Consider the following 23,240-nt stretch of genomic DNA (forward strand, 5'->3'; position numbering starts at 1 on the left):
GCAAAAACCATGCAATGAATGGGGTTAACCGTATGCAAGCCTAAAAAAGGCCCCGTTTGGGGCCTTATCGATTCGCTTATTCGTAGCGTTTTGCTTTATAGGTTGGGTGCATAAAGTTTTCGACGGAAAGAATGTCGTCCAACTCTTCTGCGGTGAGTAGTCCACGCTCCAATACCACTTCGCGAACGCTCTTACCTGTTTCCGCACAAATCTTACCGACGATGTCACCTTCGTGGTGGCCAATGTATGGGTTTAGGTAAGTGACGATACCGATAGAGTTATAAACGTAGGCTTCACACACTTCTTTGTTGACTGTGATGCCATCGATACACTTATCACGTAGGTTCACACAAGCGTTTTTCAAGATGGTGATTGATTCAAACATGCTTTGAGCAATCACTGGCTCCATCACGTTAAGTTGAAGCTGGCCGCCTTCTGCTGCGAACGAGATAGTGTTGTCGTTGCCAAGCACTTTGAAACACACTTGGTTAACCACTTCTGGCACTACTGGGTTTACTTTTGCTGGCATGATAGAAGAGCCCGCTTGAAGTTCAGGCAGGTTCAGCTCGTTGAGACCCGCACGAGGACCAGAAGAAAGCAGACGTAGGTCGTTACAGATCTTAGACAGCTTAACCGCTAGACGTTTTAGCGCGCCGTGCGTCATTACGTAAGCGCCACAGTCAGAGGTCGCTTCGATAAGATCTTCAGCAGGCACCACTTCAAGCCCCGTTACTTCCGCTAAGTGTTTCACTGCTGCCGCTTGGTAGCCTTGTGCAGCGTTCAAGCCAGTACCGATTGCGGTTGCACCTAGGTTGATTTCCAGTAGCAGTTTTGAAGTGTAATCCAACGCACGAATCTCTTCGTTTAGGGTTACCGCCCATGCGTGGAACTCTTGACCCACTGTCATCGGTACCGCGTCTTGAAGTTGAGTACGACCCATCTTCAATACGTCTTTAAATTCTTGTGCTTTAAGTTCGAAGGCACCTTTTAGGTACTCAATCGCTTCCATTAGCTGGTGAACACTGTTGTAGACCGCAATACGGAACCCCGTTGGGTATGCACAGTTAGTGGATTGGCTCTTGTTGACGTGGTCATTTGGGTTAATGAACTCGTATTGACCTTTCTCTTTGCCCATCAGCTCAAGAGCAACGTTGGCGATCACTTCGTTGGTGTTCATGTTGACAGAAGTACCCGCACCACCTTGGAATACATCTGAAGGGAACTGATCCATGCACTTGCCTGTTTCAAGAATCAAGTCACACGCTTCAAGAATGTAATTCGCAACGTCTTTTGGGATCACGCCTAGCTCTTTGTTGGCAAGAGCGGCTGCTTTCTTCGTCATTACCATACCGCGTACAAACTCAGGTACGTCAGAAATGGTCATGTTAGAAATGTTGAAGTTCTCGATAGCACGTAGAGTATGAATGCCGTAGTAGGCATCAGCCGGTACGTGACGCTCACCTAGTAGGTCTTCTTCGATACGGGTAGCAGGGGCTGCTGTTTTTGGAGCATCGGTTAGGGTAGCCATCACAGGATCCTTAGATAATTATTCTGATAATAAAGTGAATTACTAGCCAATCTGTAGTTTAAGAATCCATTCGTCAGAGTTTTAGGCTGTTAAATCCGTCCTGACTTATGTGGCACATAATACTGCACCTAGCGCATAAAAATAGTAACTGGATCACCTTTTTCGCTTTTGTTTAGTTAAAGTTTTGCAAGATATGAACAGGGTATGAATAGCCCTTTAGAGGTAGGCGTCTATTGAGGGATTTATCACGCTTTTTTACAGCTTCAATTTGAGCTCACACATCAGAGCACGTACACTGACATCAACAAAGGAGGGCGTGTGTTTCCTATCTTATTATTACTGTTTATCTTCGTACCTATTATTGAAATAGGCCTGTTTATACAAGTTGGTGGTTTCCTAGGTTTATGGCCAACCATCGCTTTGGTGCTGATCACTGCGTTTGTTGGCGCATCGCTAGTACGTAGCCAAGGGTTACAGACCTTAATGTCGGTACAAAACCGCCTTAATCAAGGTGAATTGCCAGCACAACAAATCTTTGAAGGTGTCATGCTTGCCATCGCGGGTGTGCTTTTACTTACACCTGGCTTTATGACAGACGCATTGGGCATGTTGGTGCTTTTGCCTGCCCCACGAGCAGCGATTGCGAAGTACCTGATGAGCAAAATGGTGGTAAAAACGGTCGGTGGTCAGGGCTTCCACGGCAGTTTCAATGGCGACCAGTTTGGTCAAAATCCATTTGAAAATGACCCGTTCAATCGCGACCCGTTCCAATCCCAAAAAGGAGATACCTTTGAAGGGGAATATGAACGTAAAGATGACGATGAGCGCCGTCTAAAGTAATCAATCTATTTGTGCGCAACGTTTGTTAACAGTTGTTAATAGCTTGCGCACTATCACAAATTTCATTCCTACCTCTTTCCTCTCTGCCATCTAAGCAACGCTATGTCATTGAGCAATCGTTCTCGTTAGTCCTTTTTAGCGCATTTAGGTCATATTTCTATGTGGTTAAATGCGATCTTTGCCACAGATTTACGTGCTTTTGAACAGTTTTTTTTATGTCTTACTGTATCTGTTGAAAATTTTAGAGTATTCATACTATTGATAATATAAATGTGATTAATTTCTCATTAGCAATGTATGTTCGTTTTTTGTTTACCTAAAAGGTCGACAATCGTCCTGTTATTAATGACTTTCCGGTCAATCTACACCGTTTTAAACACAACAATCTTTGCTTAGTTAGCCGTTAGTACTGCCTCTAGCGATATTAACTATGCCTGTTGGAAGTGTGCAGTTAACCGGCAACTAAATCGAAGGGAAACTCAAATGCTAAAAAGAAATGCAGTGGCAATAGCGATTTCATCGCTATTTTTAGCAGCAAACGCAAGTGCCGTAACCATCTATGAAAATGACCAAGGTGATTTTGCCAAGTTATATGGTGAAGTTGGGGTCGGTGGACATATTGGTGCCAAATACGAATATGGAGAGTTCTACGAAGATAAGAACTTCATTGACGACTCTTTTGCCACCATGGGCGTTAAAGGCCAGCAAGGAAAAATGCATTACCGCCTAGAGCTCGATTATGAGCGTGAAAACTGGAAATACGGTAGTGGAGACATGGTGCTAGCGATCGACAAACTGTTTATCGGCTATGAACTGTGGAAGTCAGAAAATGTGTCTCACTACATTGAGGCCGGTCTCACAGACACTGCATTTGATGATTACGATAAATGGGGCGACTTCACTTTCGATACGACTGTTGAAACGGGTGAAGCTGGTGACCAGGATACGACGATCAAGTATGAAGGCCGTTTCCTTGGTGTCGTTAAAGTCGGGGCTTCATACAGTTATGGAGGTGAGTCTTCCTCTGGTTCTTCTCTTGGCGATGTCGGTAATGGATACGTAGGTTACTTTGGTGACCGTTTCTCAGTTGTGGTTGGTGTAGAAGGTCGTAGAGGATCGGATAGTGAATCTAAATACGGTGAGCAAAGACTAGTAGGTGCAGGTGCGCGACTAGCTGTTACTGACGAGTTCCACTTGGGCGTCAACTTGTTCCGAGAAGAAGAATACATCGGTACTTGTGCCCAGAAGAAACCAAATGAGTTTGGTGTGCCTGAATGTGTGCTTTACAACGATTATAAACCGCAAAATAACGAGGGTTACCTAGCCTCCGCCAAGTATGTATTAAATCCTCAGTGGGAATTCACTGCGTCATACAACTACGAAGAATATGAGCAATGGGCAATCGACAATGAGGCGAATGGTGCCGAAGAGTCAGATTGGGGCGATGAGCGCGTTTGGACAACGTTGGGCGTGAATTACAAGCCGACGCCTTCAAGTGTGATTGCATTTGAAGTTAACGGCGGTGAAGCTGCGCAACAAGCTTACGCGTACGCACGCGTTTACTTCTAATTGGACCGGAGAACAAGAAAATGAATAAGAAAATGACCCTACTTGCTGGTGCAATTAGTACTGTACTTAGCGGCGTCGCTACTGCTGATATTGGAGACATGAGCAAAGTACTTATTACCGAGTATGTTGAAGGCTCCGCACAGAATAAAGCTGTCGAAATCAGTAACACTGGTGCATCCGCTGTAACCTTTGAAGGTAATGATGGTGATTTAGCGCTGTACTTCAGTCGTTATAAAAATATGGTTCATAACAAGGACAAAATAAATGTTCTTAAAGATGTCACCATTGCACCAGGGAAAAGCATTGTCGTCGTTAATGGTGAAGCTGGTGCTGAGATCTTCCAATACATCGAACGCTTGGGTGGAGAAGGTGCAGCGGTTACAGCCGGCACGTATGACCAAGCTAAGTACAATGCATTAACGTTTAATGGTGACGACGCAGTTTGGCTAGGTACCTCTTCAGCACAAAGTGATGTTCACGATATCTTTGGGATCTACAGTGATTCTGATGCAGCTGATGACCCATGGGCAAACATGACCATGAGACGCAAAGCTGGCACAGGGCCTAAAAATACTTACGATGCGAACGATTGGGAAGCGTTTCCTCAGAACGACTTTGGTGGACTAGGTGACCCAGTTGCGGTCAACAATGACCCAATTGCCCCGCCAGTAAATACCCCGTGTGATGACGCAACGGACGTAGAAGAACAAACCATCGGTGCAGTGCAAGGCGAAGGTAAGTTCTCTCCACTTATTACTGAAGGGTATGAGTCTGACAAGCATTACAAAGTAACGGGTATTGTGTCTGCGGTGACGAGTTATCCTGCGAAGGGTTTTTACCTGTATGACAACGATGGTAATGACCTGACATCAGACGGTATTTTTGTACCGACCGCTCAAGCCACTGATAGCATGATCGGTCAAAAAGTGTGTGTAGTAGCCAAAGTTAAAGAAAATTATGGTTTAACCCAGCTTGTTGCCGCTGATGATAAATGGCAAGTGATTGATGAAACGCCAGTTTCTGTCACGCCTGTTGAACTAAAACGCCATGCTGACGATACAACATTTGAATCTACGCTAGAACGTTACGAAGGTATGCTGGTCAAGACTACTGCCGATATGGGTAAGACAGCTCAAGAGTTGGCTACCATTGACGCGCTTGTTGAGAAGGTGACGGTTGAACGTGACGCTAATGAAGACGAGGCTACATATCTAAAGCGTCTAGATGAGGCAAAAGAAGCACGTCGCGATGAATTAATGGCAGTAAAACATGATATGCGAGTGTCACGTAGCTTTAGCTTCGATTACGATGCTTTCCGCAATAACATGGTTCTTGCATACAAGCGTCCAAACCCTCAGCCAAACCAAGACCATGTTGCAGGATCGATTGATTCTTTAGCTCAAGCGGCTGAAAACGATGACTTCCGTGTAATTCTTGAGTCTGACGGTAAAGCGCCAAATGGTGAGATTCCTTATTACCCAGAATTTAAACAAGATCCGCAGAAAAACTACGTTCGCATTAATGATAGCGTAGTGGGTTTAACGGGTGTTGTTGGTTACTCTTACGGTAACTTCAATATCATCGTGCCTAAAGCCCTAGAGTCTTCGCAGAACATTACGTTTGTCCACAATACAGATCGTACCGATGCACCAACCATCAACGAATCATACGGTGAGCATGGTTTCACCATTAAAGTGGCGACTCAGAACGTACTGAACTACTTCAACTCACCATATGGTGGTGCTGACAACAATTTCGGTGACAACCGCGGAGCAGAGTCCCAGCAAGAGTTTGAGCGTCAACAGGCAAAAATCGTTGAAGCGATTTACGGCTTGGATGCGGACATCTTGGGTGTGATGGAAGTTGAGAACAATGGTTTCGGTGACTTCAGTGCAATCAATGAGCTACTTGCTGCCGTCAATGCCAAATACTACGACGAAGATTACGGCGATCGTAATAGACAGAACTCAATCCACAATCGCTATGTGTTTGTTGGGTTCGATAAGAACGGTGACGCGGTTCTTGATGAGCAAGATACAGTGGGTTCGGATGCGATCACGACAGGTGTTATCTACCGTCCTTCTAAAGTCTCAATTATCACTGGTGAAGTGATTCCGATGCCAGAGCAGCATGCGCCAACGATCGTTGATGGCAACGGTGCGCCTATCTTGGATAAAAAAGGTGAAATTCGCGAAAGTGGCGATAACTATCAACGTCACAGTGTCGTAGCGACCTTTAAAGTGAATCATACGGGTAAGAAACTGTCTGTTGCTGTTAACCACTTTAAGTCTAAAGGTTCAACCTGTTACGAAGACTGGAAAGGCTGGGAAACGTGGAAGAATTTCGATCCTGAGAAGGACGATGTACGCAATGATGATTTCCAAGGTTCGTGTGAAAACTTCCGTGTTGCGGCTGCATACCATTTAGGTTCAGAGTTAGAAGATATTGCGGGTGATAAAGTCGTATTGGGTGATATGAACTCATATGCGAATGAAGACCCGATGCTAGTTCTAACGAGCAACCCGACTGGTAAAGCCATCTATGCATCAGAACATACCTACGTAGGCAAGACGCCATTTGAAAAAAATGGTCAGCGTATTGAAAAGACGTTTGGGTATTTGAACGCGGTCGATCTAAAAACGGAAGAAGGTAAAACTTCATGGAGCTATTCGTTCAATGATGAAGTCGGCTCGTTGGATCACATGCTGATTTCTCCTTCTCTACAAGGTCGTTTGGTAGATGCAACAGATTGGCACATCAATGCACCAGAATCGTCGTTGTATGACTATAACCACAAATACAAGGGTGGCGACACCAATGAACCTAACCCGTTCTATGCTGAAACGCCTTTCCGCTCTTCTGACCATGATTCTGCCATCATCAGCCTAGGCTACAAATATGGCGAAGCGGGTGAAGTGCCAGTTTCTATCACTATGAAGAGTGGTCGAGCAGATATTGCATTCCCAGTATCAGCAGAAGCGAAAGCGGGTGATATTGCGGAAATCTCAATCTCGCCTCGCCCAACCGGTGTCACTCTGCCAAAAGTAACACTTGATGCCGATGGCGCTCAGACGGTGATGTTTGATGTGGCTGGCTTGGAAGCAGGTGATTACACCTTAACGATGCAGCTTAAAGGTGACAGAGATGCGGTTTCGCGCTCAACTTCAACGGTGATTGATTCGAAAACAATGACAGTGTCGATTGAAAAACGTGATTCAAGCAATGTGAAACCCGTCGCTCCAGAGTATGACGGCTCGGGTGGTAGCTTTGGTATTGGCGCGCTATTGACCATGTTTGGATTTGGTTTCTTGCGTCGTCGTTAACGGTTCGACATGGGGGCTAGTGTTTTGCACTAGCCCCCTTTTTATTGCTGAAAAACAGAGTATTCGCTCTATTTGGCATGTTGAGTCATTAATTTTGTTACCAGTGAGTGTTAACAATGAAAAAAAGTATTTTAGCAGTCGCTATTAGTCTGGCTGCTGCTCCTGTGGTACAGGCAAATGTTCTGATTACCGAAGTGGTGGAAAACGGCAATGATAAAGCCGTTGAGATCTATAACAATGGTTCTGTATCCGTCGATTTGTCTCAGTATTCTATCGTTCAATATAACAACCAAACGGGCTCTAACCCGCTAACAACAGAGTTCCCACTTGCAGGAAATTTGGGAGCTGGTGAAGTGTATGTTGTGGCCCATAGTCAGTTAGCGGGAAAACTTCCTGCTGTTGTCGATCAAGTTGAAGCTCTCGCTTTCAACGGGAAAGGCGGCGATGCGGTGGCGCTTGCGAAAAATGGGGTAAATATTGACCTTGTTGGGCATCTCGGTACATCTGCAACAGATGTCTTTGAAGATTCTTCTCTACAGCGTATTAGCCCAAGCATGCCATCCATGTCTTTTGAAGCCAGTGAGTGGAAAAATGCCGGTGATGGAAACTACGAGGGGCTAGGAAGCGTGGATGGTGTGACTCCGCCTACTCCAGACCCAGATCCGACACCTGATCCCGACCCTGAGCCTTCTCCAGCTTCTTTAATTGGTGAACTGCAGGGGAGCTCATGGGCATCTCCTTACACGGATCCTCTGAATGGCAAGTTTGTATCAGATGAAGTGTTTACTGTTGTTGGTGTAATCACCGCGATACAGAGCACGGAGATCGCTCAAGGTGAACGTATCGGTTTCTTTATGCAGGATGAGACGCCTGATAACGACGCGCAAACCTCTGACGGAATCTTTGTCGTTGCAGATGTCACCGGGTTAAAAGTTGGCGATAAAGTCGAAGTCATGGGTCCTGTAGAAGAGTACTTTGGTTGGACACAGATTCCAGCGAATGAAGTCAAGACAATTGGAACGGGGTCAATTACTGCCACTGATTTTACCGAGCTATCCAGTGACAAGGAGTTTGATTTCACCCTCGAGCGCCATGAAGGCATGTTAATCAACACAAACTCGATGTTAGATATGCGAGTTTCTCGAAGCTACAGTTTGGATGAAGAGGCTCAGCGCTACAATATGGTACTCAGTCGAGGCCAAGCAAGCATCCACCCTAACCAGAGTTTTTTCCCGGCATCAGATGATGCGGCTAAAGCTGCAGATTGTAATGAAGACTTCCGAGTCGTTGTGGAATCGTTTGACAAAGACACGAGTGGTGCACCCGCTTGGTACCCAGATTTTGCTAAGAGTGATGCTGACCAAAATGGTTCCACGGATGACTATATTCGCGTAGGAGACCGTGCGAATCAGTTGCAAGGCGTCTTGGGGTACTCGTACTCAGACTATCGTCTTTATGTTACTGAGCCTGCTCACAATGGAACGTTTGTGGCTAATGGGAACAGTCGTCAGGATAAACCTAGTCTCAAGAGTGGGGATATTAAACTGGCGACCTTTAATACGGGTGGCTACTTAAATAGCCCCTTTGGTGGAGAAGCCAACTTAGCCAATGATGGAATGTTGATTGAAACGACCGTTGATACAGCGCAGTTTGAAGTTCAGACATCAAAATTGGTTAGTGCTTTGATCGCCTTAGATGCCGATGTCGTTGGCTTAATGGAAGTTGAGAACAATGGTTTGTCTACCTCTTCAGCTATCGGTCAGTTAGTCAGCGAGCTCAACAAAAACCTAGATGAAGCGAATCATTACCACATTGCCAGTGCGCAAGGGCTTGAGCAGTTCGGTGAACTGACATCGGCCAATTATCTGATTTTTAAAGCCAGCAAAGTAGGGCTTGAGTCCTTAAAAGTGGTTGAAATGCCTAAGCAAGTTTCTTCTGAGAAGCTTGCTGCACAAGCCGCCAGTCTTATTGCAACCTTTAATTTGAAAGATCGCGATGAAACGTTAACTGTAGCAGTAAGTGATTTTGTTGATAGACAACAGAGTTGCCTTGAAAACAGTAGCAATGCTAAACAAGGCCAATGCGCAGAATTACGAGTATCGGCCGCTGATTATCTAGGTCAGCAGTTACAAGACGTATTGGGTGAAAAAGTCATTTTGGGTAGTTTCAATGCTTACCTTAATGAAGACCCAATATCGGTCTTGACCAATCGTGATGACGTTCCTGAAACTCATGAAATCAAAGCCGCGTCTTTTACCTTCATAGACGATGAACCGCTTCATGGCGAAAATGGAAAGGTCATCGATACCTTTTATGGTTATGAAAATGTGTTGGCTATTCTCGATTCGAAGGGCTACAACACCGTCAATCGTGATGGACAAGGGAGTTTCGACTACATTCTAACCTCACCGGGTTTGAAGTCTTTGGTGGTTGATGCGAAGCAGTGGAATATCAACGCTGGTGAAGCAAGTGTATTGGCGTATGATCATAGTTTGGGCCAACAGTACCAAGACGTTTATCGCGCCGCGGTTCATGACCCTGTTGTCATTTCTATTGCTTTTGATGGTAAACCTTTAGAGCCAATCGATCCTATTTATCCTATAGACCCAGACCAACCTATTGTTCCTGGAACGCCCGTAAAACTGCCCTTTGAGCCGATCAATGAGCCTAGAATACCTGCGCCTTCAGTGGGTAAGAGCTTTAAATACTTTGTTGATTTGACCCAAGCAAATGGCACCCATCTAAAAGTGGGTGATGAAGTTTCGGTTTCAATTAGTGACGCCATTTCAACTTATGTAGCGACGTCTTCGAGAGTTGCCAAAGATAGCCTGGACGCATATGAGATTGCACTAGGCTGGACTGAAGTGAGCTTCTCCGAAGGGTTAGAGCTCGGGGAATACAGTGTTAGAACAACAATCGCTGGTGAAGTGATTCAGTCTGATCGTATCAATGTCGTAGAAGCAACAAAAGATGATAGTGAAGATGCTGGTAGTTCTGGGGGCGTTGGACTACTCGCTTTATTTGGTCTGGGATTCTTGCGTCGCAAGTTCAAAGCGTAATTGGTTACCATAATTAGGAGAGGGGGGATTGCTCCCCCCGAATCAAAGTCATGAGAAAAACACTATTCACTTTATTAATGATGAGCACCTTTGGTGCCTCTGCCGCTTATGAACAAGCGCATGATCCTCATGTTGTTGGAGGGATTCCGTCAATCACTTGCCAGACTGACATCGTTGAGCCACCCGTACCGCCAGGAGAGATCCATAACCCTAATGGCTATTACGATAGTGCCATTGGTAAAAGCGGGCCAGAACTGAAAGCGGCGCTCAATGCGATTATATCCACAGGGATTACTCAGTTGCCTTACTCTTCAAGCAGCTTTGACGTTTGGGATGCTCTGGATATTACCGATGAAGATCCGAACAACAGTAGCAACGTGATCTTGATGTACACCGGGCGCTCACAAGAGAAAGGACAAAAATCGGGTCAAGGCAGTTTAGGTCAAGACAACTGGAACCGTGAACACACCTATCCTAAGTCAAATGGAGGCTTTAACGATAAGCGCGCGGCGGCATACACGGACATCCATCATTTAAGACCGACGGATGAAAGCGTTAATGGGGCGCGAGGAAACCTAGAGTTTGATGAAGGGGGCACCGAGTTAACAGAAGCGCCAGGTAACAGAAGAGATGGCGACTCATTTGAACCACGTGATGAGGTAAAAGGTGATGTTGCACGTATGATGTTCTACATGGCAACGCGCTATGAAGGAAAAGACAATAGTGATGCGTCTAACCCTGATTTAGAGCTTGTCTCTTCAGTGACTGACAACGGTACAGCTTTGGGTAATGTTTGTATTTTGCTTGAGTGGAACAAACTGGACGGCGTCGATGATTTTGAATTTGAGAGAAATACCAAGATTCAAAACATTCAAGGTAACCGAAATCCATTTGTCGATAATCCACATTGGGCAGATAGCATCTTTGCTAAAGATTGTGTTCAGTAGCGATCTTTATAGTTAGATTTTAAAAGAGCCAACAAACGTTGGCTCTTTTTTTATAGGTATTGGTCTTCTTCTAGGCATCGCTGTTGGTCAAAGTGATCATAGCGACCTTTAGGGCCTTTAAAGTGAATGTTCACCACCATACCTTTGTCTACGAAGTAGCGCAGGTTATCGCAGGAGACTTCACGACCAATTTTCTTAATTGCTGTCGCATTCCACTGGTATCTCGATGGCAGTGTCTGCACTAAAGAGATAACGCCAGACTCATCGACAGTCAAATCATCAACACCTGCGAGTGCAGTGCGAGCTTCTTCAATGGTTTGTTTATCTGCTGTTGGTGTTGGAACATCTGACGTTGATTGACAACCAACCAGTGCGAGCGAAGCCACTAGGCTTGCGACGATTGCATTAAATTTCATTATATTTCTCTGTAACTATTTGTTGTGTATCTGCTTTTATTAGCAGCTCAATCATATGATAGATTTGCGGTGTGTATCTAATGCTTGTTTGTATTTATTTTAATTATCGTTATCTGGAGCAAGTTTAAGAACATATTGCCCGATCGATTATTACTTGCCTTTCTATCTTCTTATTGCACAATACCGCTCCTAACTTCGAAATACTTAGTGCTTGTTTCTGCCATGCTGTTGATTATCGATAATTACGACTCGTTTACTTACAACCTCTATCAGTACTTCTGTGAGTTGGGGGCTGATGTGCAAGTGGTACGTAATGATGAAATTGATATTGCCGGTATTGAAGCGTTAGCGCCTTCGCACTTGGTTATCTCGCCTGGGCCGTGTACCCCTAATGAGGCGGGTATCTCGTTGCAAGCGATAGAACATTTCGCGGGGCAATTACCCATTCTGGGAGTTTGCTTAGGGCATCAAGCCATCGCGCAAGTTTTTGGTGGTGAAGTGGTGCGCGCTCGGCAAGTGATGCACGGTAAAACCTCGCCTATTCGACACAATGGACGAAGTGTATTTACGGGTTTGAACAATCCACTCACCGTGACCCGATACCACTCGTTGGTGGTGAAAAATGGCACTCTGCCAGACTGTTTTGAGTTAACTGCTTGGACTGAGTTTGAAGATGGTTCTATGGATGAGATTATGGGCTATCAACATAAGACCTTACCGATAGATGCGGTCCAGTTTCATCCAGAATCGATCAAAACGGAGCAGGGACATGAACTGCTCGCCAACTTTCTGAAGCGATAAACCCTGACTGGGATCACCTTTCTTAACATTTCTTTCATAATTCAAGCGGCGAATATTCTGTGAAAAACTATTCGCAGCCTATGTCATTGCTACCTTTCAGCCCTTGCTATGCCTATGCTTAATCAGAGCTTATCTTTGTTATAAGAATATATTGCTTCATAAAACGAGTAGCATCGTGCATAAATACTCACACATGATGGGAATTCGGCTTTTTCAGTGTGGATAAAAAGCATAAATCACTATTGAAAAGGTTAATTGTTTGTAAATACAATGCCGTAATTGCTTAAAAGCAAAACAATATCTTATTTCATTGAATGGAAGTAAGGACACCATATTCGCTATGCATGCGGTATCGAGAGGGAATGTGCAATGACTGTAGAAAATAATGTAGAACGCGGTTTGTTTGATGAGGTAATGGTACCTTGTTATAACCCAATGGAAATGATTCCAGTAAAAGGCGAGGGTGCTCGCGTTTGGGATCAGCAAGGTAAAGAGTACATCGACTTTGCTGGTGGTATCGCCGTGAGCTGTCTAGGTCATTGTCACCCAGCAATGGTGAATGCATTAACAGAGCAAGGCCAAAAGCTGTGGCACCTAAGCAACGTGATGACTAACGAGCCAGCGCTGCGTCTAGCTAAAAAGCTGACCGAAGTGAGCTTTGCAGAAAAAGTGTTCTTTGCTAACTCGGGCGCTGAAGCGAACGAAGCTGCTCTTAAGCTGGCGCGTCGTTACGCTGCTGATAAGTTTGGTCCAGAGAAATCTGAAATCATCGCGTTTACACAAGGTTTCCACGGCCGTACCTTCTTTACGGTCACTGTCGGCGGTCAAGCAGCATACTCTGATGGCTTTGGTCCTAAGCCAGGTGACGTGACGCACCTACCTTACAACGATGTTGAAGCGCTGCGTGAGCATATCTCAGATCGCACGTGTGCCATCATGATGGAACCTCTTCAAGGTGAAGGCGGCATCATCTCTCCAACAGACGAATTTGTTCAAACTGTTCGTGAACTGTGTGACAAACACAATGCACTGCTGATTTTTGATGAAGTTCAAACTGGTAATGGTCGTACTGGTCATTTCTATGCTTACCAAGGCCTGGGCGTGACGCCTGACATTCTAAGTACTGCGAAATCTTTAGGCGGCGGTTTCCCGATTGGCGCAATGCTAACGACTACAGAGCTGTCTAAGCACCTAAAAGTGGGTACTCACGGTTCGACTTACGGCGGTAACCCTCTGGCGTGTGCTGTGGCAGAAGCGGTGGTTGACGTCGTGAGCGATCCAGAGACATTGGCTGGCGTTGCTGAGCGTGAAGCGCTGTTCCGTGATGGCTTGGCTAAGCTGAATGATAAATACCAAGTTTTTGCCGAGGTTCGTGGCAAAGGGTTACTACTCGGTGCTGCACTTAATGATGAGTGGCAGGGCCGTGCTCGCGATGTTTTGGTCGCAGCGGGTAAAGAAGGATTAATGGTACTAGTTGCGGGTGCAAACGTAGTGCGTTTCACGCCGTCACTTGTCATTAGTAAAGAAGAAATCGAAGAAGGATTAGCGCGCCTGGATAAAGCATTAGCGTCGCTAACACAATAATTAAAACATCTAACTGAGCTAAGTCATCATGCTTAGCTCGACTACCGAGACCACCAGTTGTTCTTCAAAATAGCTGGTGGTGTTGGTATGAGCATCAGGAGGGAGTATCGATGCTAGTTGTTCGCCCTATCGCAATGTCGGATTACGACGCACTACACACTTGCGCCGTCGAATCGGGTCACGGATTTACATCTCTACCAGTTAACGAAGAATTGTTAACCAACCGAATTACTCATTCAGAGTACAGTTTTACCAAGCCAGATGTTACAGAGCCCGGTGATGAAGGTTACCTAATGGTCGGTTTTGATAGCGAAACTGGCGAAGTAGCGGGTTGTACCGGAATTGAAGCTTCAATTGGCTGGGATGTCCCATTTTACTCTTACCATATCAGTACGATTGTTCACTCATCAGCAAAGCTGGGCGTTAACAATGTCGTTAAGTTGCTGACATTTGGTAACAACTACACCGGATGTAGTGAGATTTGTACACTGTTCCTAAGACCAACATTCCGTGGTGGTTTGAATGGTCGTCTTATGTCGAAGTGTCGCTTCTTAATGATGGCTGAGCACCCACATCGCTTCTCTAAAACGGTGTTCGCTGAGATGCGTGGTGTGTCTGATGCAGAAGGTAATTCGCCTTTCTGGCAGTGGCTGCAAGAGCATTTCTTCTCGATTGATTTCACCATGGCTGACTACCTAACAGGTATCGGTAAGAAAGGCTTTATTGCCGACCTTATGCCTAAGCTGCCCATCTACATCAACCTGCTAAGCAAAGAAGCACAAGCGGTAATTGGTGAAGTGCACGAGAACACACGCCCAGCGCTGCGCTTACTTGAAAAGGAAGGTTTCACTTGCCGTAACTACGTCGATATTTTCGATGGTGGCCCAACGGTTGAATGTGATGTGCGTAATATTGAATCGGTACGTCACTCGTTCCGAGCCAAAGTGACCATCGCGGAGCATTCAAGCGCGAACGATTACTTAATTTCTAATACGTCTTTTGAAAATTTCCGCGCGACAGCGGCAAAAGCGGCCTATGACCGAGAGACCGAATCCGTGATTCTTTCTCCTGAGGTAGCGGATGCACTCAAAGTAAGCGAAGGCGAATTCGTTCGAATGTTGGCTCAGTAAGCCTGAATGTATAAAGAATTTGAAGGAAGAAGTTATGACACATTGGATTGCAGGTGAATGGGTTGCGGGACAAGGCGAGCCGATGAGCTCACAAAGCCCGTACAACAACGAAGTGATTTGGCAAGGCGACAGTGCAACGCCTGAACAAGTCGAGCAAGCGGTATCGGCGGCACGCAGTGCGTTTGTCGGTTGGAAGAAAATGAGCTTTGCTGAGCGCGAGGCGATTGTTTTAGCCTTTGCCGAAAAAGTGAAAGAGAACAGCGAGCAGATTGCGGAAATCATTGCCAAAGAAACGGGCAAGCCAATCTGGGAAACGCGTACAGAAGCGGCAGCAATGGCCGGTAAAATTGCTATTTCGATTCGTGCATACCATGACCGCACCGGTGAAGCGCAGCGCGAAGCAGCAGGCAACCAGATTGTGCTACGTCATCGCCCACTGGGTGTGATGGCGGTATTTGGTCCGTATAACTTCCCTGGTCATTTGCCAAATGGTCACATCGTGCCAGCCCTTTTGGCCGGTAACACCGTGGTATTCAAACCATCTGAGCAAACGCCACTAACCGGTGAGTTTGCGATGAAACTGTGGGATCAAGTTGGTTTACCAAAGGGCGTGATTAACCTAGTTCAAGGTGCCAAAGAGACGGGAATAGCGCTCGCTGATTCGAAAGGTCTTGATGGCGTGCTATTCACGGGTAGTGCAAACACCGGGCATATTCTGCACAAGCAGTTTGCAGGACAACCGGGCAAGATGCTGGCGCTAGAGATGGGCGGCAATAACCCGATGGTGATTTCTGACAACTACGGCGACCTTGATGCCACGGTTTACACCATCATCCAATCGGCATTCATCAGTGCAGGGCAGCGTTGTACCTGTGCCCGCCGCTTGTATGTGCCTGTAGGTGAGAAAGGTGACCTGCTAGTGAGCAAACTGGTGGAAGCAACCAACAGGATCCGTGTCGACCAGCCATTTGCAGAGCCTGCTCCGTTTATGGGGCCTCAAATTTCAAAAGCTGCCGCTGACTTTATCCTTGCTGCGCAAGCGAATCTGCAAAAGCTTGGCGGTGAGAGTCTAATCGAGGCGAAAGCGGGTGAGGCGGCATTTGTTACACCGGGTATCATTGATGTCACTGCGATTGCAGAACTGCCAGATGAAGAGTACTTCGGCCCGTTGCTGCAAGTCGTTCGCTACCGAGGTTTGGAAAAAGCGGTGGAACTGGCTAACGACACACGCTTTGGTTTATCGGCTGGCCTAGTATCTACCGATGACAGTGAGTGGGAATACTTTGTTGACCATATCCGTGCGGGTATCGTAAACCGCAACCGTCAGCTCACTGGCGCGAGTGGTGATGCACCATTTGGCGGTCCAGGCGCATCGGGTAATTTACGTCCAAGCGCTTACTATGCCGCAGACTATTGTGCTTACCCTATGGCTTCGATGGAAGGCAGCGAAACATTGCTGCCTGCTACGTTAAGCCCAGGGTTAGATCTATAACCATAATAAACCACTAAGGTTTCCCTTATTGCCTTTCTTAGCCGAAAGGCACTTTAAACGTCACAGGTTGAAGGCTACCTAATCAGATTTTCTGGACACATTTTGGTTAGGTGGCCTCTTTTATATCGAAAAACAATACTAATAAAGCTCTCTTTAACGTAAACAACCCCGATACAAGGAGGCGTTATGACGCCAGATGTTTTGTTCCAACCGTTATGGAATGACTATATTCAACGCTTATGTCCCTCTGCTGAAAAAGTGCATCAACTTCTGCAAGAAGACGAAGCATTGATCAACGACCATATTGCTTTGCGCACCTTCAATGTTGAGCCGTTAGGCATTGCGACGCTGGCTCAACCATTCCTTGATGCTGGTTACACCCCTTGTGGTGACTATGTGTTTGAGAGCAAAAAGTTAGTCGCCAAGCATTTTGAACATCCAGACCCAACGCAACCGAAAGTATTCATCAGTGAACTCAAAGTCGATGAGTGTTCAGCCGAGTTGCAGGCCATCGTGGCTAAACTGGTTGAGCAGGTGGACGCCTCTCAATTGCAAAGCCCAGAGTTTTTGTATGGCGGACGTTTGTGGAATCTTAGCTACGCTGATTTCCAGACGTTGGCAAAAGAGAGTGAATACGCTTCTTGGTTAGCTGCCCATGGTTATGGTGCAAACCACTTTACGGTGAGCGTGAATCAGTTAAATGCGTTTGGCGAAGTGGTTGATGTGAACAACCATCTGCGTGATGCAGGCTTTACCATCAATGAGTTTGGTGGTGAGGTGAAAGGCTCCCCAGATGTGTTGCTCGAACAGTCATCTACTATGGCAGACAAAGTCCCCGTGCAATTTACTGAAGGCACAGAGATTATTCCGGGTGGTTTCTATGAGTTTGCCAAGCGTTACCCAATGAGCAACGGCGAGCTTTATCCAGGGTTTGTTGCGGCGTCTGCTGATAAGATTTTTGAAAGCACCAATGGGTAAGTTCGAACAGGGATTACCTAGTTTGTATTGCTCACAAACAAAAAAGCCACCCAATGGGTGGCTTTTAAAATTCAGCAGTTAATCGAGATTAACGAGTACCGTAAACAACGATTGTCTTACCGTGAGCAGAGATTAGGTTCTGCTCTTCTAGCATCTTCAAGATACGACCTACTGTCTCACGAGAACAGCCAACGATTTGACCGATTTCTTGACGAGTGATCTTGATTTGCATGCCGTCCGGGTGAGTCATCGCATCTGGTTGCTTCGCTAGGTTTAGTAGCGTTTGCGCGATACGGCCAGTAACGTCTAAGAACGCAAGGTCGCCCACTTTTTGGCTAGTCACTTGAAGGCGGCTTGCCATTTGCGCTGAAAGGCGCATTAGGATATCTGGGTTTACTTGAATTAGCTGACGGAACTTCTTGAATGAAATTTCTGCTACTTCACAAGGAGATTTAGCACGAACCCATGCGGTACGCTCTTGGTCTTCTTCGAATAGACCAAGTTCACCGATAAAGTCACCTTGGTTTAGGTAAGAAAGGATCATTTCCTTACCTTCTTCGTCTTTAATAAGAACCGCAACTGAACCTTTAACGATGTAGTACAACGTCTCAGCTTTCTCGCCCGCGTGAATTAGCGTGCTTTTTGATGGGTACTTATGAATATGACAGTGTGAAAGGAACCACTCTAATGTTGGGTCGGTTTGAGGTTTACCTAGAACCATAATATCTCACTTCCTCTGCAGGGTACGCTTGCCGCTTTCCATGTTTTAGCTAAGCCTTAAATAGGCTTACTAGGATAAGAGCACTTTACAAATGCTGCAAGCCAACTTGTGTTTCGGTTACAAATAGTATCCTTTTTCGAAAACGATTTCTTGATTTTAATCGGGTCCTACTTGGGTTTTGCTACGCAAAACTGTGCACATGATCACGGTATGAAAAGTAATCGTGTTCTAGCCGTGAGTTCTAGCCAATTTTTCCTGTTTCGATGAGTTGCTGAAGGATAGGACGAACGATCAATTCCATCGCAAAACTCATCTTGCCACCAGGCACGACTAAGGTGTTATGTCGCGACATAAATGAACCATCAATCATTGCCAGTAAGTATGGGAAATCGACGTTCTTAATTCCGCGCAAGCGAATGACCACGAAACTCTCATCCAAGCTCGGGATGCCTTTTGCATTTAAAGGATTGGATGTATCGACGGTCGGCACTCGTTGAAAGTTAATGTGGGTGCGCGAAAACTGTGGGGTGATGTAGTTGAGGTAGTCGTCCATCGAACGAACAATCGAATCCATCACCGCTTCACGAGAGTGACCTCGATCGCGAGTGTCTCGAACAAACTTTTGAATCCACTCTAAGTTCACGATTGGAACCATGCCAATCAAGAAGTCCACATGCTGGGCAACGTTAACATCGCCATCGACGACGCCGCCATGCAACCCTTCGTAGAAAAGAACGTCGGAGTTCTCTGGCAAGTCTTGCCAAGGGGTGAAGGTGCCAGGCATTTGGTTGTATGGTACTGCCTCGTCAAAGGTGTGCAGGTAGCGGCGAACTTGCCCTGTACCTTCATGGCCATATTTACGAAAGAACTCTGCTAGCGCAGGAAAGTCGTTAGCTTGTGGGCCAAAGTAACTAATATGGCGGCCTTGCTCGCGCGCCTTACGGATCTCCACATCCATTTCTGGTCGTGTGAAGCGATGGAAGCTGTCGCCTTCAACCCATGCGGGTTTGACGTTCATCATATTGAACATCTTACGGAAAGCTTCTGAAGTAGTGGTAGTACCGGCGCCAGAAGAACCGGTAACGGCAATAATTGGATGTTTTGCTGACATGACAAACCTTGTCGTTGAATACGTTCCTGTAATCGGAGTTCACTATAGCACGCTTTAGTAAACCGTCATTGTATGCAGTTCTCTAAAATTTGTTTTTGAGTTGAATGTCGACGGTTTCATGTAACTCGGAGAAAACCACGACCGCATCACCTGACTCGAGCTGTTTCTTAATTTGATCAATCTTGCTTTGCAGTGACACCTCTACCGCTCCGTAGTCGGTTCCTTCCCTAAGGACAAACTCACGAATCAAGTTTTCTAATGTCTCTGGTGCAATGTCTTGCCAAGGAACAATCATAAATACCTCTAGATTTTATGTTCGCAGATGAGGCGCTATTATGCCGGATCGGTGAGACTTTCATAGTAGGCGGGCAGGGCTTCTTCCAGCCAAAACCGCGGTTTGATGGCGCTGCCGGTAACAAAGCCGACATGACCGCCTTGATCAAACAGCCGGTAATCGATGTTATCGGGCAGCACATACTTGGGGATCACCGCATCAGTCATAAACGGGTCGTCTTTGGCATGAATGATTTGCGTCGGGACTTTGATCTCTTTCAGGCGGTGGATGCCCGAACAGCGCTGGTAGTAATCTTCGGCATCTTTAAATCCATGCAGCGGCGCGGTGATTAAGTCGTCAAACTCGTACAATCGCGTCACCCGTTTGATGCATTGATAAGTTAGCCCTAACTCGCCCTTGAGTAAGTGGTGCTTCTGCAAGGCGCTCTTTTTCAAAGAGGAGAGTAAGTAGTTTTTGTAGAGCTTAGAAAAGCCTTGTTCAATTCGCTCCGAGCAGGCCGAGAGATCCAATGGCGCGGAGACAATCGTTGCGGCATCGAGTAGTGGGTCTTGATTATACTTAGCCAAGTAGTTCGCCAGCATATTTCCGCCAAGTGAAATCCCAACGGCAACCTTCTTTTGAGAAGGAAATAGACTATTGAGGTACTGCAAAAAGAAACGGGCATCTTCGACTTCACCAGAGTGATAAGCGCGCGCTAACTTGTTCGGCTTACCGCTGCAGCCGCGAAAGTGCATCATGACGGAGAGCCAACCTTGTTTGTTAAACGCATCCATCAAGCCATTGGCGTAAGGGCTGTAGAAGCATCCTTCCAGTCCGTGGAACAGAACGAAAATCGGTTTGCTTTTGGCCGCTGTGGTCTGGTTATCTTCACCCCAAGCGATGTCAAGGAAGTCACCATCGGGGGTATCAAGTGTTTGCCAGATAGGCTCAAACAGCGCTTTTTTTCGAATTAAGCGCGGAGCTAGGGTTTGAAGGTGGGGATTGGAAAGCCCTTTGGCGGCGACAAACTGAGTCATAAACAGTCTCTATAGGTTGGCGATGTTATCAATGGGCTCAGCGAAGGCTGAATAGAGGCGCTCGCCACCAAGTTGACGGCAATACCGAAGCGTAAGTGGCTCGCCGAGATTCTTTTCCAATTGAATACTGTTAATGCAATCAACCAGATCAGACTGCTGCTGTTTTTCGAGTTGCAGTTCGAATTGAAGCGATTCTCGATAGACAGTGTCTGGCACTTGGCTTTTTAGCTTTCGCCTTAACTCGCGGAAATTGAGGAGTAGGGCTTCGGAGCGCCCGAGACACTCCTCAACACGATGCCAATCTTGCTCACCAAAACAGACCTGTTGTTCGTCGAGCCATTTGAGCAGCAGTAATAAATTGACGTTACCTTTAAACTGATTTTGCAGAGCTAAGCACGCCTCTTTTACTTCTCGCACACTGTAGTACTGCAAGCTAAATTGCCACAAGCGCTCAAGTGTTAAAGAAATTTGTGCGTGCTCTGAACTCATTGGCTACTGAACTCCTGCTCCATCTGTTCTAGCTCTTCTTGGAGAGCCATCCATTCCATTTCAACATCTTCAAGCTCGGCTTTGCTGTTGGCTTGAATGGCGAGTACTTGATTAAGTTTAGCTTTATTTTCGGCTTCATAAAGTGAGTTATCGGATAATTGCGTTTCCGCTTCCGCTAACGATTCACCCAACTTATCCATTTTTTCTTCTAACTTTGTCAGGTTTTTGCGAATTGGCGCGGTTTGCTTGCGAAATTCAGCTTCACGGCGTTTCTGGTCTTTTTTTGCCGCCGCGCTGTTCGCACTCGTTTTCTCTGGTTGCTGAGCTTGGGCTTCACGTCGCTCCGCTTTTTGTTGCTCTGTTAGCCATTTGTAGTAGTCGTTCAAATCGCCATCAAATGGGGCAACTTGGCGATCATGAACCAGGTAAAGATCATCGGTGGTCGCACGCAGTAGGTAGCGGTCGTGCGAGACAATCACCATCGCCCCCTCAAAGGTTTGCAGAGCCATAGTTAGCGCTTGACGCATATCCAAATCTAGGTGGTTCGTTGGTTCATCGAGCAGCAGCAAGTTCGGTTTTTGCCATACGATTAATGCCAGCACCAGACGTGCTTTCTCGCCACCGGAAAACGGCGCTACTTTTTCTAGCGCTTTATCGCCTTGGAAGCCAAAACTGCCGAGATAATTACGCAGCTCGAGCTCATTCTTGTCAGGCGCGATCTGCATCATGTGCTGCAACGGTGTTTCTTCTGGGTGAAGCGTTTCTAGTTGATGCTGAGCAAAGTAGCCAATCTTCACGCCTTGTGAATAGGTTAAGTCGCCCCCTTGAGGATTGAGTTCACGAGAAAGTAACTTAATCAGCGTTGATTTACCTGCGCCATTGCGACCAAGTAGACCTATGCGACTGCCAGGTACGAGGTTGAGGCGGATTTTTTCTAAGATAAGATTATCGCCATAGCCTGCTGATACCTCATCCATCATGATGATAGGGTTTGGCAGCGCATCTGGATCGCGAAATTGGAAGCTGAATGGGTTATCGAGCTGCGCAGGCAGAACCTTCTCCATTTTCTCTAAGGCTTTAATTCGGCTCTGTGCTTGGCGAGCTTTCGAGGCTTTGTAGCGGAAGCGGTCGATGTAGCTTTGCATGTGCGACATCTGCTTTTGTTGCTTCTCAAATTGCGCTTGTTGCAAGATAAGCTTCTGAGCACGCTGTTCTTCAAATGATGAGTAGTTGCCGGTGTACTCGTTCAGTAACTGATTCTCGACGTGAATGACACGACCGACAATAGGATCGAGAAAGTCTCGGTCGTGCGAGATAAGCACGAGTGTCCCCGGGTAGTTTTGTAGCCAGCGTTCCAGCCACATCACGGCATCTAAGTCCAAGTGGTTGGTTGGTTCATCAAGAAGCAATAAGTCTGAACGGCAAAGCAGAGCTTGAGCTAGGTTCAAGCGCATACGCCAGCCCCCCGAGAACTGAGTTAAGTTCCAACTCATTTGCTCTTGGCTAAAGCCTAAACCATCCAATAATTCCGCCGCACGAGCGCGGATACTGTAACCACCGATGGTTTCAATTTGGCCGTGAATTTCAGCAACGAGCGTCCCTTTGTCTTGTTGCTCCGCCTGTGCAAGATCGGCTTCTAGCTTTCGATATTCACGATCACCATCGATGACGTACTCAATGGCGCTACGCTCGAGAGCAGGAGTTTCTTGAGCGACCCATGCTAGTTCCCAATGAGCAGGTTTGCTGAAGTTACCCGCATCAATAGACAGCTCGTCTTTTATTAATGCAAAAAGCGTCGACTTACCGCAGCCATTTTTTCCGACCAGGCCCACTTTGTCGCCGGGATGAATGGTTGCTGAAGCTTGCTCAAGAAGGGGTTTTCCGCCACGTAGTAGCTGTATGCCAGAGAAGGTGATCATAGTTGTTTGCTTTATCTTTGCT

18 protein-coding genes are annotated in these 23,240 nt (G+C 46.4%); 10 read left to right on the forward strand and 8 right to left on the reverse strand.

Annotated elements, in window-relative coordinates; translation table 11 throughout:
* Positions 1-76: 76 nt before the first annotated feature.
* Positions 77-1,528: an aspartate ammonia-lyase gene (gene aspA, locus ACUALS_RS01245; RefSeq protein ID WP_005470944.1), complete on the reverse strand. Its 1,452-nt coding sequence runs from the start codon at positions 1,526-1,528 to the stop codon at positions 77-79.
* A 318-nt stretch (positions 1,529-1,846) separates the two neighbouring features.
* On the opposite strand from aspA, the gene ACUALS_RS01250 reads away from it, so the two are divergent.
* The 5 genes from ACUALS_RS01250 (at position 1,847) to ACUALS_RS01270 (ending at position 11,266) form a co-directional block, all read left to right on the forward strand.
* Positions 1,847-2,368, forward strand: a complete 522-nt coding sequence (locus tag ACUALS_RS01250; protein ID WP_454448701.1) for an FxsA family protein — start codon at positions 1,847-1,849, stop codon at positions 2,366-2,368.
* A 483-nt stretch (positions 2,369-2,851) separates the two neighbouring features.
* A complete protein-coding gene (locus ACUALS_RS01255) occupies positions 2,852-3,937 on the forward strand; it encodes a hypothetical protein (RefSeq protein WP_038192734.1) in 1,086 nt (361 codons plus the stop codon).
* A gap of 20 nt (positions 3,938-3,957) precedes the next feature.
* On the forward strand, positions 3,958-7,260 hold the full coding sequence (locus tag ACUALS_RS01260) for an ExeM/NucH family extracellular endonuclease (protein WP_454448702.1): 3,303 nt from the start codon (positions 3,958-3,960) through the stop codon (positions 7,258-7,260).
* A 116-nt stretch (positions 7,261-7,376) separates the two neighbouring features.
* Positions 7,377-10,319: an ExeM/NucH family extracellular endonuclease gene (locus tag ACUALS_RS01265; RefSeq protein ID WP_454448703.1), complete on the forward strand. Its 2,943-nt coding sequence runs from the start codon at positions 7,377-7,379 to the stop codon at positions 10,317-10,319.
* 50 nt (positions 10,320-10,369) lie between these two features.
* Positions 10,370-11,266 carry an endonuclease I family protein gene (locus ACUALS_RS01270; RefSeq protein WP_005471166.1) on the forward strand — a complete coding sequence of 299 codons (897 nt, stop codon included), beginning with the start codon at positions 10,370-10,372 and terminating at the stop codon, positions 11,264-11,266.
* A gap of 50 nt (positions 11,267-11,316) precedes the next feature.
* On the opposite strand, the gene ACUALS_RS01275 is transcribed toward ACUALS_RS01270, so the two are convergent.
* A complete protein-coding gene (locus tag ACUALS_RS01275; protein ID WP_005470904.1) occupies positions 11,317-11,682 on the reverse strand; it encodes a hypothetical protein in 366 nt (121 codons plus the stop codon).
* A 222-nt stretch (positions 11,683-11,904) separates the two neighbouring features.
* Between ACUALS_RS01275 and ACUALS_RS01280 the strand changes: the two genes are divergently transcribed.
* The 5 genes from ACUALS_RS01280 (at position 11,905) to ACUALS_RS01300 (ending at position 17,667) form a co-directional block, all read left to right on the forward strand.
* Positions 11,905-12,483, forward strand: coding sequence for an aminodeoxychorismate/anthranilate synthase component II (locus tag ACUALS_RS01280; RefSeq protein WP_038192767.1), 579 nt, complete (start codon positions 11,905-11,907; stop codon positions 12,481-12,483).
* A gap of 369 nt (positions 12,484-12,852) precedes the next feature.
* Positions 12,853-14,067, forward strand: a complete 1,215-nt coding sequence (locus ACUALS_RS01285) for an aspartate aminotransferase family protein (RefSeq protein WP_454448704.1) — start codon at positions 12,853-12,855, stop codon at positions 14,065-14,067.
* Positions 14,068-14,177: 110 nt separating this feature from the next.
* The gene (gene astA, locus ACUALS_RS01290) at positions 14,178-15,197 is read left to right on the forward strand and encodes an arginine N-succinyltransferase (RefSeq protein WP_038192749.1); all 1,020 of its coding nucleotides are present in this window, start codon (positions 14,178-14,180) and stop codon (positions 15,195-15,197) included.
* Positions 15,198-15,231: 34 nt separating this feature from the next.
* Positions 15,232-16,689, forward strand: coding sequence for a succinylglutamate-semialdehyde dehydrogenase (astD, locus tag ACUALS_RS01295; RefSeq protein WP_454448705.1), 1,458 nt, complete (start codon positions 15,232-15,234; stop codon positions 16,687-16,689).
* A gap of 186 nt (positions 16,690-16,875) precedes the next feature.
* The gene (locus ACUALS_RS01300; RefSeq protein WP_454448706.1) at positions 16,876-17,667 is read left to right on the forward strand and encodes a 2-oxoadipate dioxygenase/decarboxylase family protein; all 792 of its coding nucleotides are present in this window, start codon (positions 16,876-16,878) and stop codon (positions 17,665-17,667) included.
* An 88-nt stretch (positions 17,668-17,755) separates the two neighbouring features.
* Here the strand turns inward: ACUALS_RS01300 and crp are convergent, their stop codons facing one another.
* The 6 genes from crp to ACUALS_RS01330 form a co-directional block, all read right to left on the reverse strand.
* Complete coding sequence (gene crp / locus ACUALS_RS01305) at positions 17,756-18,388, reverse strand: cAMP-activated global transcriptional regulator CRP (RefSeq protein ID WP_004410522.1); 633 nt, start codon at positions 18,386-18,388, stop codon at positions 17,756-17,758.
* 241 nt (positions 18,389-18,629) lie between these two features.
* Positions 18,630-19,499, reverse strand: coding sequence for a phosphoribulokinase (locus ACUALS_RS01310; protein ID WP_038139261.1), 870 nt, complete (start codon positions 19,497-19,499; stop codon positions 18,630-18,632).
* Positions 19,500-19,581: 82 nt separating this feature from the next.
* Positions 19,582-19,794 carry a YheU family protein gene (locus ACUALS_RS01315; RefSeq protein ID WP_005471041.1) on the reverse strand — a complete coding sequence of 71 codons (213 nt, stop codon included), beginning with the start codon at positions 19,792-19,794 and terminating at the stop codon, positions 19,582-19,584.
* A gap of 38 nt (positions 19,795-19,832) precedes the next feature.
* A complete protein-coding gene (locus tag ACUALS_RS01320; RefSeq protein WP_005471153.1) occupies positions 19,833-20,810 on the reverse strand; it encodes a hydrolase in 978 nt (325 codons plus the stop codon).
* 9 nt (positions 20,811-20,819) lie between these two features.
* The gene (locus tag ACUALS_RS01325; protein ID WP_005471127.1) at positions 20,820-21,299 is read right to left on the reverse strand and encodes a TIGR02444 family protein; all 480 of its coding nucleotides are present in this window, start codon (positions 21,297-21,299) and stop codon (positions 20,820-20,822) included.
* Complete coding sequence (locus ACUALS_RS01330; RefSeq protein ID WP_005470868.1) at positions 21,296-23,218, reverse strand: ABC transporter ATP-binding protein; 1,923 nt, start codon at positions 23,216-23,218, stop codon at positions 21,296-21,298. Before ACUALS_RS01330 ends, ACUALS_RS01325 begins: the two co-directional genes overlap by 4 nt.
* Positions 23,219-23,240 lie beyond the last annotated feature (22 nt).

The organism is Vibrio sp. NH-7, assembly GCF_053643215.1.